Origin of the sequence: Cohaesibacter intestini, from assembly GCF_003324485.1 — a bacterium.
GTDB lineage: Bacteria > Pseudomonadota > Alphaproteobacteria > Rhizobiales > Cohaesibacteraceae > Cohaesibacter > Cohaesibacter intestini.
Genome location: NZ_QODK01000001.1, coordinates 977,768 through 992,134 on the forward strand (window position 1 = coordinate 977,768; position 14,367 = coordinate 992,134).

The 14,367-nt window shown below is 57.3% G+C and carries 15 protein-coding genes; 8 read left to right on the plus strand and 7 right to left on the minus strand.

The features are described from left to right. Nucleotides 1-90: 90 nt before the first annotated feature. Nucleotides 91-411 (minus strand): DUF2794 domain-containing protein, encoded by a 321-nt coding sequence (locus DSD30_RS04185; protein WP_114008637.1) that lies wholly within the window; start codon nt 409-411, stop codon nt 91-93. A gap of 786 nt (nt 412-1,197) precedes the next feature. On the opposite strand from DSD30_RS04185, the gene htpG reads away from it, so the two are divergent. From htpG to DSD30_RS04210, 5 genes are all read left to right on the plus strand, one after another. Next, the gene (gene htpG / locus DSD30_RS04190) at nt 1,198-3,129 is read left to right on the plus strand and encodes a molecular chaperone HtpG (RefSeq protein ID WP_114008638.1); all 1,932 of its coding nucleotides are present in this window, start codon (nt 1,198-1,200) and stop codon (nt 3,127-3,129) included. A gap of 266 nt (nt 3,130-3,395) precedes the next feature. Continuing rightward, nucleotides 3,396-4,295 carry a diaminopimelate epimerase gene (gene dapF, locus DSD30_RS04195; protein ID WP_114008289.1) on the plus strand — a complete coding sequence of 300 codons (900 nt, stop codon included), beginning with the start codon at nt 3,396-3,398 and terminating at the stop codon, nt 4,293-4,295. After that, entirely contained in the window at nt 4,292-5,548 is a 1,257-nt protein-coding gene (mtaB, locus tag DSD30_RS04200; RefSeq protein ID WP_114008290.1) for a tRNA (N(6)-L-threonylcarbamoyladenosine(37)-C(2))-methylthiotransferase MtaB, read from the plus strand. The genes dapF and mtaB overlap by 4 nt, the downstream gene beginning before the upstream one ends. A gap of 56 nt (nt 5,549-5,604) precedes the next feature. Then, a complete protein-coding gene (gene ftsY, locus DSD30_RS04205) occupies nt 5,605-6,909 on the plus strand; it encodes a signal recognition particle-docking protein FtsY (RefSeq protein ID WP_114008291.1) in 1,305 nt (434 codons plus the stop codon). Nucleotides 6,910-6,966: 57 nt separating this feature from the next. After that, nucleotides 6,967-7,605, plus strand: coding sequence for a septation protein A (locus DSD30_RS04210; RefSeq protein WP_114008292.1), 639 nt, complete (start codon nt 6,967-6,969; stop codon nt 7,603-7,605). A gap of 99 nt (nt 7,606-7,704) precedes the next feature. Here DSD30_RS04210 and DSD30_RS04215 read toward each other — a convergent pair whose 3' ends face one another. The 5 genes from DSD30_RS04215 to ccmA all read right to left on the minus strand — a co-directional run bounded on the left by DSD30_RS04215 (nt 7,705) and on the right by ccmA (nt 11,021). Next, a complete protein-coding gene (locus DSD30_RS04215; RefSeq protein ID WP_114008293.1) occupies nt 7,705-8,367 on the minus strand; it encodes a DsbE family thiol:disulfide interchange protein in 663 nt (220 codons plus the stop codon). A gap of 36 nt (nt 8,368-8,403) precedes the next feature. Then, a complete protein-coding gene (ccmD, locus tag DSD30_RS04220) occupies nt 8,404-8,568 on the minus strand; it encodes a heme exporter protein CcmD (protein WP_114008294.1) in 165 nt (54 codons plus the stop codon). Between the two features lie 19 nt (nt 8,569-8,587). After that, nucleotides 8,588-9,409 carry a heme ABC transporter permease gene (locus DSD30_RS04225; RefSeq protein ID WP_114008295.1) on the minus strand — a complete coding sequence of 274 codons (822 nt, stop codon included), beginning with the start codon at nt 9,407-9,409 and terminating at the stop codon, nt 8,588-8,590. 281 nt (nt 9,410-9,690) lie between these two features. After that, complete coding sequence (gene ccmB, locus DSD30_RS04230; RefSeq protein WP_114008639.1) at nt 9,691-10,350, minus strand: heme exporter protein CcmB; 660 nt, start codon at nt 10,348-10,350, stop codon at nt 9,691-9,693. 5 nt (nt 10,351-10,355) lie between these two features. Next, nucleotides 10,356-11,021 carry a heme ABC exporter ATP-binding protein CcmA gene (gene ccmA / locus DSD30_RS04235; RefSeq protein WP_114008296.1) on the minus strand — a complete coding sequence of 222 codons (666 nt, stop codon included), beginning with the start codon at nt 11,019-11,021 and terminating at the stop codon, nt 10,356-10,358. Between the two features lie 390 nt (nt 11,022-11,411). Between ccmA and DSD30_RS04240 the strand changes: the two genes are divergently transcribed. The 3 genes from DSD30_RS04240 to mgrA all read left to right on the plus strand — a co-directional run bounded on the left by DSD30_RS04240 (nt 11,412) and on the right by mgrA (nt 13,850). After that, complete coding sequence (locus DSD30_RS04240; protein ID WP_114008297.1) at nt 11,412-11,846, plus strand: GNAT family N-acetyltransferase; 435 nt, start codon at nt 11,412-11,414, stop codon at nt 11,844-11,846. A 117-nt stretch (nt 11,847-11,963) separates the two neighbouring features. Beyond that, nucleotides 11,964-12,812 carry an urea carboxylase-associated family protein gene (locus tag DSD30_RS04245; protein WP_114008298.1) on the plus strand — a complete coding sequence of 283 codons (849 nt, stop codon included), beginning with the start codon at nt 11,964-11,966 and terminating at the stop codon, nt 12,810-12,812. A gap of 12 nt (nt 12,813-12,824) precedes the next feature. Continuing rightward, nucleotides 12,825-13,850, plus strand: a complete 1,026-nt coding sequence (mgrA, locus tag DSD30_RS04250) for an L-glyceraldehyde 3-phosphate reductase (RefSeq protein ID WP_114008299.1) — start codon at nt 12,825-12,827, stop codon at nt 13,848-13,850. Nucleotides 13,851-13,920: 70 nt separating this feature from the next. Here the strand turns inward: mgrA and DSD30_RS04255 are convergent, their stop codons facing one another. Then, a complete protein-coding gene (locus DSD30_RS04255) occupies nt 13,921-14,151 on the minus strand; it encodes a DUF1674 domain-containing protein (RefSeq protein WP_245418377.1) in 231 nt (76 codons plus the stop codon). Nucleotides 14,152-14,367: the final 216 nt, after the last annotated feature.

Genomic DNA, 14,367 nt, shown 5'->3' on the forward strand with positions numbered 1-14,367 from the left:
GAAACACAAGAAAAGCCGCTCCCATTCGGGGCGGCTTTTTCTTTGGGTGCATTGCTTGGAAGGGCTTTTCGATCCGCTAGAATCGACCGGTCACTTTTCGACCAACTTCATCAGTTTCTGATTGAGCAATGCAAGGATTGGGCGCAGATCGTGGCCACGCTTGAGAATTTGGCCCTGTTGCGAGACAAGGGAGAAGGCGCCTTGTTTGCGGGCCAGTTTGGGATGTTTCTCGATGCGATAAAGCGGCATTTCACTGGTGCGGCGGAAAATGGAGAATATGGCTCGGTCCTTCAGGGTGTCGATGGCATAATCGCGCATTTCTCCGGCGGCGACCATACGGCCATAGACATTGAGGATTGCCATCAGTTCAACCCGGTTGAAGCAGATCTGCGGTGGGGCTGACGGGGCCATTTGGGAATGGCCAATCACCGTGGCGGGTCTCTGCTCCGCCGGTCGCGTCACACTTTCATCACTGTTATCGAGCAATCGATCCTCCTTGCCGGTTTGCGGCCTCAAATCATGGGTCCGTCCCTGTCGTGTGCATTCTTTCTATATAGGGTCTGTCGGGTGATGTTTCATGATTGCCGCAAAAAAGCAGCTTGGCAAGAGGCTGCAGGTGCAGGCCTTGGGCAAGGCTTAGGGGCGCGGCGGCAGGCTAGTCGAAGCACAGCCATGCAATCGGACAAATAGGAAGATTACAGAATTTTCATAATGCATTGATTTTCATGCGAAAATCACAAAATTGCCTTATTTCAGCCCTTGGAAAACCATCACCTCCCCCCAATATAAGACCTGTTGTCACGCGGCGATTTGCAAATGTGAGCCTCTGCCCCCTTTTGATGAGCATTTGCAAAGACCCGTCTCAGTCTCTTCGGTTCGACCAAAATCGCGGGAGGCATCAGCAGCATCGGGTTCGATCGGCTTGTCAGGAAATTGGCCGATCACACAGGCCGCGTTTCAACATCCCAACAGCTCCTTATCGGGGTGCCTCACGGCATCCCGTTTTTTTTGTGCCATTTGCGGCCTTGCCCCATCTTGAAAGCGTTGGTCGGGGTTGCTAGATGCTGTGTCAAACCTCCCCACGTCATGCTTGCCTATGGTGGTCTCTTCGGGATCACGGTCGAGGGATGTGGGGAGATGCATGAGGACCGAGCCGACTTTGGCTCAATATGATTGGAAAACAGGAAGGATCTGACCATGTCTGACCAAGACACCCAGACAGCAGCCGAAACAGAGACCCATTCCTTCGAGGCCGAGGTCTCCCGTTTGCTTCACTTGATGGTTCATGCGGTTTATTCCAACAAGGAAATTTTTCTGCGTGAGCTGATCTCGAACGCAGCGGATGCCTGCGAGAAACTGCGCCATGAGGCGCTGACCAATGGCGATCTCGTCAAGGATGACCCGGATTTCAAGATCACCTTGTCTTCTGATGGCGAGGCGGGCACGTTGACTGTGGCTGACAATGGCATTGGCATGAGCAAGGCCGAGCTGATTGACAATCTGGGCACCATCGCCCGCTCGGGCACCCGCGCCTTTCTCGATCAATTGGCCAGTGGCGACGACGGGTCTGCGCTGATCGGTCAGTTTGGTATCGGCTTTTACTCCGCCTTCATGGTGGCCGACAAGGTTGAGGTTGTCTCCCGTCGGGCTGGGGACGCGGAGGCCTGGCGCTGGATTTCCGACGGTGAAGGGTCTTATGAGATTGCGCCGGCCAATGAGGAAGACAGCCTGCCGCGCGGCACCAAGATCGTGCTGCATTTGAAAGAGGATGAGAAGAGCTTTGCCGATGCGGTGTCGATCCGACGGATCGTGCGGGACTATTCCGCTCACGTACCGGTGCCAATCCGCCTGATGCGGATCGATGAGGAAACCAGTGCGCTGGAAGAGGAAGAGCTGACCGATGGGTCTGCGCTCTGGACCAAGGCGAAGTCGGAGATCACCGACGAGCAATATAAAGAATTCTATCAATATAGCTCCGGGCAGTTTGATGATCCGGCCCTGACGATCCATTATCGCGCCGAGGGCCGCACCGAATATAATGTGTTGGCCTTCGTGCCTGAGCATAAACCGTTCGATCTGTTCGATCCGAACCGCAAGGGCCGCATCAAGCTCTATGTTCGCCGAGTCTTCATCACCGACGATGCCGAGATCCTGCCAGCCTATTTGCGTTTCGTGCGCGGGATTGTCGACAGCGAGGATATCCCGCTCAACATTTCACGCGAGATGTTACAGGACAATCCGATCCTCAGCGCCATTTCCAAGGGTGTGACCAACCGCATCCTGTCCGAGCTGGAAAAGGTGGCCAAGAAAGATGCGGAGAAATTTGCCTCCCTGTGGCAGGCTTTTGGCGCGGTGATCAAGGAAGGGCTTTATGAAGATCCCGAGCGCCGCGATCAATTGTTCAAGCTGGTGCGCTTTGACACCACCAAGGGCGAGAGCCGGACCTTGGCAGACTATATCGAGGGGCTGAAAGAGAACCAGACCGCGATCTATTATGCGCTTGGCGATAGCAAGGAGGCCATTCTGGCCAGCCCGCAGCTCGAAGGCTATCAGGCGCGCGACGTGGAAGTGTTGTTGCTGAGCGACGCGGTCGATGCCTTCTGGGTGCAGACTGCTTTGGGCTATGAAGGCAAGGGCTTCAAGTCGATCTCGCAAGGGGCTGAGGATCTTGATGCCATCGCCAAACCGGCCAAGGAAGGCAACGAGGACGACAAGAAGGATGAAGAGGAAGAGGCCAAGGACAAGGGTGCCGTTGCGGCTCTGGTGGCCTTCGTCAAGGAGACCCTTGGGGAGGCCGTGTCCGATGTGCGGGTTTCCTCGCGTCTGGCTACCAGCCCGGTCTGTATCGTTGCGCCGGACTTTGGCCCGGACCGTCGGTTCGAGAAGCTGATGCGTGGCCAGCAGGGCGCGCAGCCGGGCTTGCAGCCGATCCTCGAGGTCAATCCCGATCACGGACTGATCCTCTCTCTGGCAAAGCAGCTCGAAGCCGCCTCCGACAAGGCGACGCTGACGGATGGGGCGCATTTGCTGCTTGATCAGGCCTTGATCCTTGACGGGGAACATCCGGCCAATCCGGCGGACTTCGCCCAGCGTCTGTCGAAGGTGATGTTGGCGGGCCTCAACGGCTGAGCAGAAAGTCAGTTGGGCGGCGATTGTCGGCCTGAAATGAACGCATAAAACCGCGCGAGCATCTGCCTTGTGCGGTTTTTGTTGTATTTATGCCAATCTCAGCCCCTTCGGGAGGGAGCTTTGCATTGTTTGGGGTGGTAATTTGCCGCGCTTTTCGCCATATAGGGGGCTATTCAGCCGCCGAAAGTGCGTAGGCCTTGTCGGCTTGACAATTTTACATCCTTTCACACCCCTCAACAGTATCTTATCAAGGAACGGCTTCCCCTATGGCCACTCGTCTGCAGTTTCTGAAAATGAACGGTCTTGGCAACGCATTCATCGTGATTGATGCGCGAAAGACCAAGCCCCAATTGGGGCCGGAAGCTGTGCGTGCGCTTGCCGATCCGGCAACCGGCCCGGGATGCGATCAGTTCATCACGCTGGAAACCTCGCCCGATGGAGCCGATGTCTTCATGCGCATTCACAATGCGGATGGCGGTGAGGTCGAAGCCTGTGGCAATGCCACGCGCTGTATCGGCCGTTTGCTGATGGAAGAAACGGGCAAGACCCAAGTTTCGGTTCAGACCGTTGTTGGCCATTTGCTGGCTCGTGGGGCAGGGGCACCCGACATGGTGAGTGTCGATATGGGCGTGCCGAAGTTCGGTTGGCAGGATATCCCTCTGGCCGAACCGTTTGAGGATACGCGCGCGATCGAGTTGCAGGTCGGACCGATTGATGCGCCGGTTCTGCATTCCCCGTCAGTGGTCAATGTGGGCAATCCCCATGCGATCTTCTGGGTCGACAAGGATGTCGAAAGCTATGGTCTCGAACGGGTGGGGCCGCTGCTCGAAAACCACATGATCTTTCCCGAGCGGGCCAATATTTCGCTGGCCCAGGTGCATGATCGCGGCGCATTGACCCTCAAAGTCTGGGAGCGCGGCGTCGGGCTGACCAATGCCTGCGGCACAGCGGCCTGTGCGGCCGGGGTTGCTGCCTTTCGCAATCGGCTGACCGACCGCAAGGTGTTGGTGCATTTGCCCGGTGGCGATCTGACCATCGAATGGCGTGAGGCAGACGATCACATCCTGATGACCGGCAGCACCGAGCTGGAATATGTCGGTGAGATTGATCTTGATGATCTGAGTTGGCGCAAGCTCGGCGTGGATGCGCAGGAGAATGCCGGATGAGCATCAAGGTTTTGACCTTCGGGTGCCGCCTCAACAGCTATGAATCCGAAGTGATGAAGCAGCAGGCAACCGAAGCGGGACTCGACAATGCCATATTGGTCAATACCTGTGCGGTGACCAATGAGGCCGTGCGACAGGCCCGTCAGCAGATCCGCCGTGCCAAGCGCGACAATCCCAACGCCCGGATCATCGTCACAGGCTGCGCTGCGCAGACTGAGAGCGAACGCTTTGCCTCGATGGAGGAAGTGGATCTGGTGCTCGGCAATGACGACAAGCTGAAGTCGGACAGTTACAAGTCGGTGCCTGATTTCGGCGTGCCGATGGCCGAGAAGATCCGGGTCAATGACATTATGAGCGTGCGGGAAACCGCGCTTCATTTGATTGACGGGCTGGAAGGGCGCGCCCGCGCCTTCGTCCAGATTCAGAATGGCTGCGATCATCGCTGCACCTTCTGCATCATTCCCTTTGGTCGGGGCAACAGCCGCTCGGTAGCGATGGGACCGGTGGTCGATCAGATCGCCAAATTGGTCGATAATGGCTATCGGGAAGTGGTGCTGACCGGGGTGGATATCACCTCCTATGGAGCCGATCTGCCCGGTGAGCCAAAATTGGGTGCGCTGGTCAAATCGATCCTCAAGCATGTGCCTTCTCTTGAGCGCTTGCGGATTTCGTCGATCGACTCGGTCGAGGCCGATCCGGATTTGATGGATTGCATTGCCAATGAAGCGCGCTTGATGCCACACTTGCATCTGTCTTTGCAATCGGGGGACAATATGATCCTCAAGCGGATGAAACGCCGCCATGACAGGGATCATTCGATTGCCTTTTGCAAAGAGGTGCGGGCCTTGCGGCCAGATATGGTGTTTGGCGCGGATATCATCGTTGGCTTTCCAACTGAGACCGAGGATATGTTCCAGCGCAGCCTTGATATTGTCGAGGAATGCGATCTGACCCATTTGCATGTCTTCCCTTTTTCGGCGCGACCCGGTACACCTGCAGCGCGGATGCCTGCGGTGAAAGGCCCTGTCATCCGTGAGCGGGCCCAGCGTCTGCGAGAGGCGGGCGAGGCCGCGTTGCAGCGGCATTTGCAGAGCCAGATTGGACGGGAGGTGCAGTTGCTGGTCGAGCGCAACGGTTTGGCGCGGACCGAGCAATTCACCCTGACGGAGATTGATTTTGGTGAGCCGGGGGAGATTGTTCCTGCCCGGATCGTCGATGCGACCCATCGCCATTTGCTGGCCGTCGGGATTTAAAGATTTGATGGCCCGGTCCGAAGGCCGGTGCCCGAAGTGACAAAAGGAGTGGGAGCATGGCCAAACAAGGACGTCTTTCCCGTTTTCTGTTCGGGTCTTATGACAAGGCCCCAGATGAGACGGCACCCGATGCGACCCCCGAAGAAGAGGCTGTAAAGGACACTGCGAAGGAGATTGCCTCCGACGCGCCGGGTGCATCTGAAGCGCCTGGAGGTGATACATCCGCCAAGGATGCTGCCGAAGCGGTCAATGTTGAAGCGGAGTTGATTGCGGACGCGCCTCAGCCGGACATGCCGGGCGATGAGACGCTTGAGCCTTCCGAACAGGATTCTGGGGAAGGTTCTGGGGCGGATCCTGTTGCCGAGCCCATCGCAGAGGCTCCCATCGCCGTTGAGGCGACCCTTGCCGAACCTGAGCCTAAATCTGAAACTGAGCCGAAACGGTCCTGGTTTGATCGCCTGAAGCAAGGGCTTTCACGCTCATCCGGAGCGCTTGGAGAAGGGATCAGCGCCATTTTCACCAAGCGCAAGCTGGATGATGATACGCTGCAGGATCTTGAAGACATTCTCATTCAGGCCGACCTCGGGGTGGAAACCGCGATGGCGATCACCGACCGCCTGTCGGATGGTCGCTACAATAAGGAAGTGAGCGACGACGAGGTGAAGGCCATTCTGTCCGAGGAGGTGGATGCGGTCCTGCGTCCGGTCGCCCAGCCTATGGTGGTGACCAAGCCTGAAAGTGGCCCGCATGTGATCCTGATGATCGGCGTGAATGGGGCAGGCAAGACCACGACCATCGGCAAGCTGGCGCAAAAGCTCGGCGATGAAGGCAAGAAGGTCATGCTGGCGGCAGGCGATACCTTCCGTGCGGCGGCCATTGACCAGCTAAAAATCTGGGGTGAACGCACCGGCTGTCCGGTGATTGCCCGCGAGGTTGGCGCTGATGCGGCAGGCCTTGCCTATGATGCGATGGACGAGGCCAAGGCCGCCGGGATGGATGTGTTGATGATCGACACGGCCGGACGGCTGCAAAACCGAACCGAGCTGATGGATGAGTTGCAGAAGATCGTCCGGGTGATCAAGAAGCATGATGCGCAGGCGCCGCATTCGGTCCTGCTGGTGCTGGATGCGACCACGGGACAGAATGCGCTCAATCAGGTGGAAGTCTTCAAGAAAATGGCCGGTGTGACCGGCCTGGTGATGACCAAGCTGGATGGCACCGCGCGTGGCGGCATTCTGGTGGCCATTTCCGCCAAGCATAAAGTGCCGGTGCATTTCATCGGTGTCGGGGAAGGGGTCGACGACCTCGAACCGTTTGAGAGCGGCGACTTTGCCCGCGCGATCGCCGGTCTTGCAGGGTGATCGGGCCTGACGGGTCACAAAACAGAACCAAACCAGCCAAGTGAGCGAATAAGAGTTATGGATCAGTCAGACAAACCCGAAAACAATCTGCCCACCGAACAGGCCGATAGTGGCCAGCTTTTGAAGCTGGCGCTGGAACTTGGGCCACTGATCGTCTTTTTCTTTGCCAATGCCCGCGGTCAGGCTATCGCTGATTGGCTGGGGATCGGGCTGGAACCAATTTTCCTTGCCACGGCTGCCTTCATGGTTGCGACCATCCTGTCTCTGGTCGTGTCGCGCTTGAAGTTCGGCAAATTGCCGGTGATGCCGATGGTGTCCGGGGTGGTGGTGTTCGTCTTTGGTGGGCTGACGCTCTATTTGCATGACGATACCTTCATCAAGATGAAGCCGACCATCGTCAACACCCTGTTCGGCACCGTGCTGCTGGTGGGCTTGCTGTTTGGCAAGAGCCTGCTTGGCTATGTGTTTGACTCGGTCTTTCAGCTCAATGCCGAAGGCTGGCGGATCCTGACCCGTCGCTGGGGGGTGTTTTTCTTCTTTCTGGCGATTGTCAATGAAGTGGTCTGGCGCAATTTCTCGACCGACATGTGGATTAACTTCAAGGTCTTTGGGGTGATGCCGATCACCATGATTTTCGGGGCTTTCCAAATGCCTTTGCTGACCCGCTATGCGCCTGATGAGAGCAAGTCCTCCTGAGCGCTCGATCGAGATTCAATGAAGACGCAATGAAAAAGGGCCCGTTTGGGCCCTTTTGTCTGTCTGATATTGGCGTGTGAGGCCAAACTCATTGCTTGTTCATTGCTCGGCCAGAATGGCCTCGAGCTTTGGCATGAAGCTTTCAGCCACAGAGCGCGGTGTCAGGGCCCCGATATGTTTGTGGCGGATGACACCCTTGGTGTCGACAATGAAAGTTTCTGGGGCGCCATAGACGCCCCAATCGATGCCTGTGCGGCCGGAAAGATCCATGCCGACGGCGTCGAACGGATTGCCGTGGTTGCTCAGGAACCGGGCGGAGTTGGCCGGTTCATCCTTATAGGCCAGCCCCACCAGCTCAAAGCGTGGGTCTTGGGTCAGATCGAGCAGAATCGGGTGCTCGTCGCGGCAGGTTGGGCACCAGGAGGCCCAGACATTGACAACCGAGACCTTGCCCAGAAGGTCGGCGGTCTTGAAGCCCGGTAGCTCACCCTGATCTGGACGGACGATCCCGAACTTGGCATCCAATGCTGGCAAGTCAAAATCCGGGGCTGGCTTGTTGATCAGGACCGAGGGGACTTCATTGGGATTGTTGCCGAATTTCATCTGATAGGCGAACAGGCCCGCCATGCCGACGAAAATGATCAGTGGCAACAGGATCAGCAAATTGATGCCGCCCTTCTTGTCTGGGTCCAGCTCTGTTGTGTCTGGCACTTTGGCCTTTTCGGGTCGGGCCTGTTTGGGAATGTCTGGTTTGTCACTCATGGCTGTCGCCTTGATCGCATAATGGGAGGATAGGGTCTAGGCTCGGCGAGCGGACCGGCGTTTGATGCCGCGTGCTTCCAGTTCCGCCAGAGCCTTCGCCTGCGTGCGGCCATCGATGATGACCCAAAGAATCAGCAGGCTTATGGTGGCAAGGGTGACGCCGTAAGAGGCGATGATGAAACCTGCATAATTGCCAAACATGCTGTCTGTCTCCTGCCTGTCAGTGGGTTGTGGCGGGCTTTTGTCCCGACGGGGTGGCGCGTGAGGCGGCGACCGCACCATTGCCGGAGGCGACAGAGCGGGCGGCCTGCATTTGCATGGTGCGAATGCGGCGGCGCAGGATCTCGTTCTTCATGGCCTTGAAGTGAAGGGCCGTGAACAGTAACGTGAAAGCAAAGGCCATCACCAACAGCGGAATCAGGATCGAGGCGTGGATTTTCGGTCCGTCAAGGGTCAGCACGCTGGCGGGCTGATGCAGGGTGCTCCACCAGTCGACCGAGAATTTGATGATCGGGATGTTGATAAAGCCGACGAGTGTCAGAATGGCGGCGGCTTTGCCCGCCCGGATCGGATCGTCAATGGTGCGCCAGAGGGCCATCAAGCCAAGATAGATGATCAGCAAAACGAGCATCGAGGTCAGGCGCGCATCCCAGACCCACCAGGTGCCCCACATGGGCTTGCCCCACAGGCTGCCGGTGACCAGCGAAACAAACGTGAAGGCAGCCCCCAAGGGGCCAGCGGCCTTGGCCGAAACATCGGCCAGCGGATGCTTCCAGATCAAGGTGCCGAGGGAGCCAATGGTCATCACCATATAGGCAAACATGGCCAGCCAGGCGGCGGGCACATGGATGAACATGATCTTGACCGTCGCGCCTTGCTGATAATCGTCCGGTGCGTAGAAAAAGGTCAGATAAAGACCGGCAGCAAAGGCCACCACCGTCAGGATGACGAGCGGTGTCATGATCTTGTCGAGAATCGACAAGAAACGTGTCGGATTTGCCAGATCCCAAATGCTGAAGGACTTCTTCTGCGTATCTGTCATGCGTGGTCCCTGCGTTCAAACCTGCTGCAAGCCATATTCGGATCACAGGACCCGTATCTGCACATTATCCCGGTATCCGGGTGGCTCGGGTGCGACCCCGTGCGCAGTGTGGCTTGCTCTCTCCCTAAGCCCGGCCAATGGTCGGTTGGCTGAGACTGATTGATGATTATGGCGGAAGCGTGCTTTCCGCCTTGACCAATATCACGTGTCATGTCGCTGGCGGATTACGATTTCGTAAGGAAGGCGCACATGGTGCGATACCTTTGGGCTATAGATCCGGTCTATTCCTGTGCGCCTCGCAAAGCTGCGGCCGCAGCAATCGGGCCAACAACCAGCGACATCAGCGACAGAGCGCAGAGAATATAGAAGGGCGTGTCAAACGGAGCCGGGTCTGTGACCGCGCCAACTGAGGCGCTGACCCCGAAAATCAGGATCGGAATGGTCAGCGGCAGGATTAGGATCGATAACAAAAGGCCGCCGCGGCGCAGAATAACCGTCAGGGCCGCGCCGATTGCCCCGATCAGGGTGAGGGCCGGGGTGCCAACCAGCAAGGTGGCGGTGACCGCCGCAATGCCGACCGGTTCGAGATTGAGAAACAGCGACAGGAGCGGGGTGGCGAGCACCAGCGGCAGACCTGTGGCGATCCATTGGGCGGCGCATTTGACCAGCACCATCAATTCCAGTGGATGATCGCCAAGCAGCAGCAGATCAAGCGAGCCATCTTCCTGATCAGCCTGAAACAGTCGGTCCAACCCCAACAGGGTGGCGAGCAAAGCGCCGATCCACAAAATGGCCGGGCCAAGGCGCCCAAGCAGGTTGAGATCTGGCCCCACGGCAAAGGGGAAGACGGTGACGACGATGAGGAAGAACAACACGCCCATCAAGGCGCCGCCGCCAATGCGGACGGACAGTCTTAGTTCACGGATAAAGAGGGCACCCATCGCGCTCATGCCTTGATCTCCTCGTGTGTGTCGCTCTCTTCGGCGAATTCGTCTTTCAGGTCGTCGGCCTGATTGCGATCAAGATGCAGGCGGTCGGGATGAAGCAGCCCCAGTGGCGCATGGGTGGCGGCTATGATCATCCCGCCTTCAGTCAGATGATCGGCCATCAGCTGTTCCAGCTTGCGTTCCGAGGCGATATCCAGCGCCGAGGTCGGCTCATCCAGCAGCCACAAAGGCCGATGACAGACCAGAAGCCGGGCCAGCGACAGACGGCGGCGCTGACCGGCGGACAGGTAAGCGGCAGGCATGTCAACCAGATCGCTAAGGTCGACCAGATCGAGCGCCTCAAAGGCACTGCGGGTAGGGTGGCCATAATAGGCCTGCCAGAAATCGAGATTTTCCTTCAACGTGAAGGCGGGTTTGATGGCGTCCGCATGGCCGAAATAGTGGGCTTGCTGACCAACGGCAATTTCTCCATCGCCCCCTTCGAGATGCATGCTGCCCATATGGGCGCGGACCAGACCGGCAAGCGTGCGTAGCAGCGAGGATTTGCCAATACCATTTGGGCCGGTGACGACCAAGGCTTTGCCGCCATCCAGTGTGAAGCTGACATGTTCGAGCACCGGGCGTCCGCCCCTGATGCAACCCAGCCCGTCCACGATCAATCGCATGATGGTCCCCCGATCTTCGGCCTCGCTCTCAAGGCCTCTTTTCTTTCATCCCTAAATATCGGGCATGTCATCGCCTTGATATCCATCATATGGACGAAAAAGACCGAGCCGGAAAGGGAAAAAACGGAACCGTGGGAACTTCGGTCAGAGGGGGAAGCCTTGCCGTGTTGGGCTTGCTGGGTTTGTCAGAGTGTTGTATTTGTTTCCTTAAGTTTCATTGCAACAGGAGTTTTGATGTCCCGGTGACAGGTTGAAGCCAGTTTGGCTTTCAGATGATCGCTCTTGTGCGCAGATCTTTGCTGCAGAAGGCGGTCACGCTCTCAACATTTCTGTTTTGCCAACGGTGCCTGCAAATAGGCGACCGAACGGCACCTATATGGGACATTCAACATGATCCGACTTTACACAGATCAGGATACCGAGGCCGTTATCGCCTTGTGGCGCGCGGCCAGTGATCTGGCACATCCGTTTCTATCAACGCAATTCCAAGACCGGGCCGAAATCCTGACCCGCGACATCTATCTCAAAATGGCCGAGACCTGGGTCCATGAAGTGGACGGTGAGGTTGTTGGCTTTATCGGCCTGCTCGAGATGGAGCAAATATGGCATATTGGCGGGCTGTTTGTCCGGCCGGATTGGCATGGGCAAGGCGTGGGCCGGGCACTGGTTGATCACGCTGCCAAGCTCAAGGGGCCACTGACGGTCGATGTCTTTGTCGACAATGCCATAGGCAGGGGATTTTACAAAGCTTATGGTTTTACGGGGGATGAGCGCCATATCGATCCCCATTCCGGCTTTGAATTGCTAAGGCTCACAGTGGGCTGAATGATGTGAACCAGATAAACCCGGCCTTGTCAGAGCGTCGGGTTTATTTGCTTGCCTTGGTGGCTTGTTGTCTGACAGACTGGGCGAAACCCACCAGTTTGCCGTGAGGCCTTTCCCATGACCAGAGCTGCCCCTTCCGACGCTGATATGCGCCGGGCCGTGAAGCCCGTGATCTGTTATCCAACCGAGACTTTGCCCAAGCCCGATATGGCGCTTTATGTCAAGGCGCGCGAAGGAGCTCAAAAAGTGGCCGAGGTGATTGTTCCGCCGCGTGAGGCGGCCGCGATCGAAGTGCCTGCCGGGCATTTTCTGCGCACCGTTTCCATTGAAGGGCCACAGGTCGGTGATCTCAATCTGTTCAACAAAGCCGATCTGAGCGAGCGGCTGTTTACCGGCAAGACCCGCGCCCTGCACGGCACCCATGTGACGATTGGCGATCAACTCTGGTCGAACCTGCCCTATCTGCGCCCGATTGCCACGGTGGTTGAGGATACACTCAACTGGTATGGTATCGATGCCTATGGCGGCTCGGTGCATGATGTGATCGGCACGCGATGCGATCCCTATACGGGCAAGTTGCTTGGCGGCACCGACTATCACCATTGCTGCCATTCGAACCTGACCCGTGCCTTGGCCGATGCGCGGGGGCTGTCTCTGGAGGAGGCGGAGCGGCATGTGCATGATGTGCTCAATGTCTTCATGTGCACGGGCTTTACCCGCGATACGGGGCAATATTTCATGAAGGCAAGCCCGGTGCGCCCCGGCGACTATCTGGAATTGTTTGCCGAGATTGACCTGTTGGCGGTGCAAAGCGCCTGTCCGGGCGGGGATTGCGGTTCGGAACATACCAGCGATGTGGCAGCTTGCCATCCGCTCTTGATGGAAATCTACAAACCCCGTGACGGGGTGCTTGAGGGTTGGACCTCTCCGGCCCTCAACGCCTATGATCGCAGTCACGGGCGATAAGGGGAGAGAAAGATGTATGTACCTGCAGACAATCGCTATGACAGCATGCTGTATCGTCGCTGTGGCAAGTCGGGGCTAAAGCTGCCTGCCATCTCATTGGGGCTGTGGCACAATTTTGGCCATGACACGCCACACCAGACCAAGCGGGCCATTTGTCAGAAGGCCTTTGATCTGGGCATCACCCATTTCGACCTCGCCAACAATTATGGCCCTCCCTATGGCAGCGCCGAGGAAGCCTTTGGCGAGATCCTGCGCACTGATTTCCAGCATCATCGCGACGAGTTGATCATTTCTTCCAAAGCCGGATATGACATGTGGCCGGGGCCTTATGGGGAATGGGGCAGCCGGAAATATCTCATCGCCTCTTGTGACCAGTCGCTGAAGCGGATGGGGCTTGATTATGTCGATATTTTCTATTCCCACCGCTTTGACCCGGAAACCCCGCTGGAAGAAACCATGGGCGCGCTCGACAGCATCGTGCGGCAGGGCAAGGCTTTGTATGTTGGCATTTCGTCCTACAATTCCCAACGCACGCGGGAAGCCGTGGCGATCCTGAACGAGTTGGGCACTCCATGCCTCATTCATCAGCCAAGCTACAATATGCTCAATCGCTGGGTCGAGACGGATGGCCTGAAAGACACGCTCAATGAGCTGGGGGTTGGTTCGATTGCCTTCACGCCGCTGGCGCAAGGTATGCTGACCAACAAATATCTCAATGGGGTGCCGCAGGATTCCCGCGCGGTGCAGGGCAAGTCGCTCAATCCGAACAGTCTGACGGATGCGGCGATTGCCAATCTGAACAAACTCAATGAGATTGCTAGGCGTCGTGGTCAGACTTTGGCGCAGATGGCAATTGCATGGGTGTTGCGCAATGGGGGCATCACCACGGCATTGATTGGGGCGTCGCGCCCTGAGCAGGTGGAGGATTGTGTCGGCGCGATTGGCAATCTCGATTTCAGTGCCGAGGAACTGGACGAGATCGATCTTTATGCTCGCGAAGAAGATATCAATCTCTGGGCGCGGTCAGCCGAGCTTTGAGACCTGAAAGATATACGAATATGAAAAAGCGGGCTGGAAGGCCCGCTTTTTTGTTGGCCAGATGACTGGCTCAGAAATCGATGGTGCGGCCACCAATTTCATAATCCTCATAGCGGGACGGGTCGAGTCCGCCACGGCCACCAAATTCCTTCGGCCGTTCGGCGCTTTCCTTCAGGGCATCGCGCTCCTTGCGGCGTTCTTCGGCTTCAAGCAAGGCGCGCTGGGCGGCCGGTGGCAGGTCTTCGAAGGCGCGACGAGGCTTGGCGGCTTCTTCAGCGGCAGCCTGAGACGGCTGTTTGATCTCTACCGCCTGACGAAACTGGACGACATTGTCATCCTGCTCAGCCTTGGTTTCTTGATCTTGTTCTGGCGGGGTATTTGACGGATCACGGGTCATGCTGTGTCCTTGGCGGTCCTGATTGACTTGAAATTCTACTCTATCCTCTACCATATAGGATAAGTGTCGGTGATCCAAATGGTCAAAAAGACACTTTTCGCGCCCTGTTGGCGGCGATGA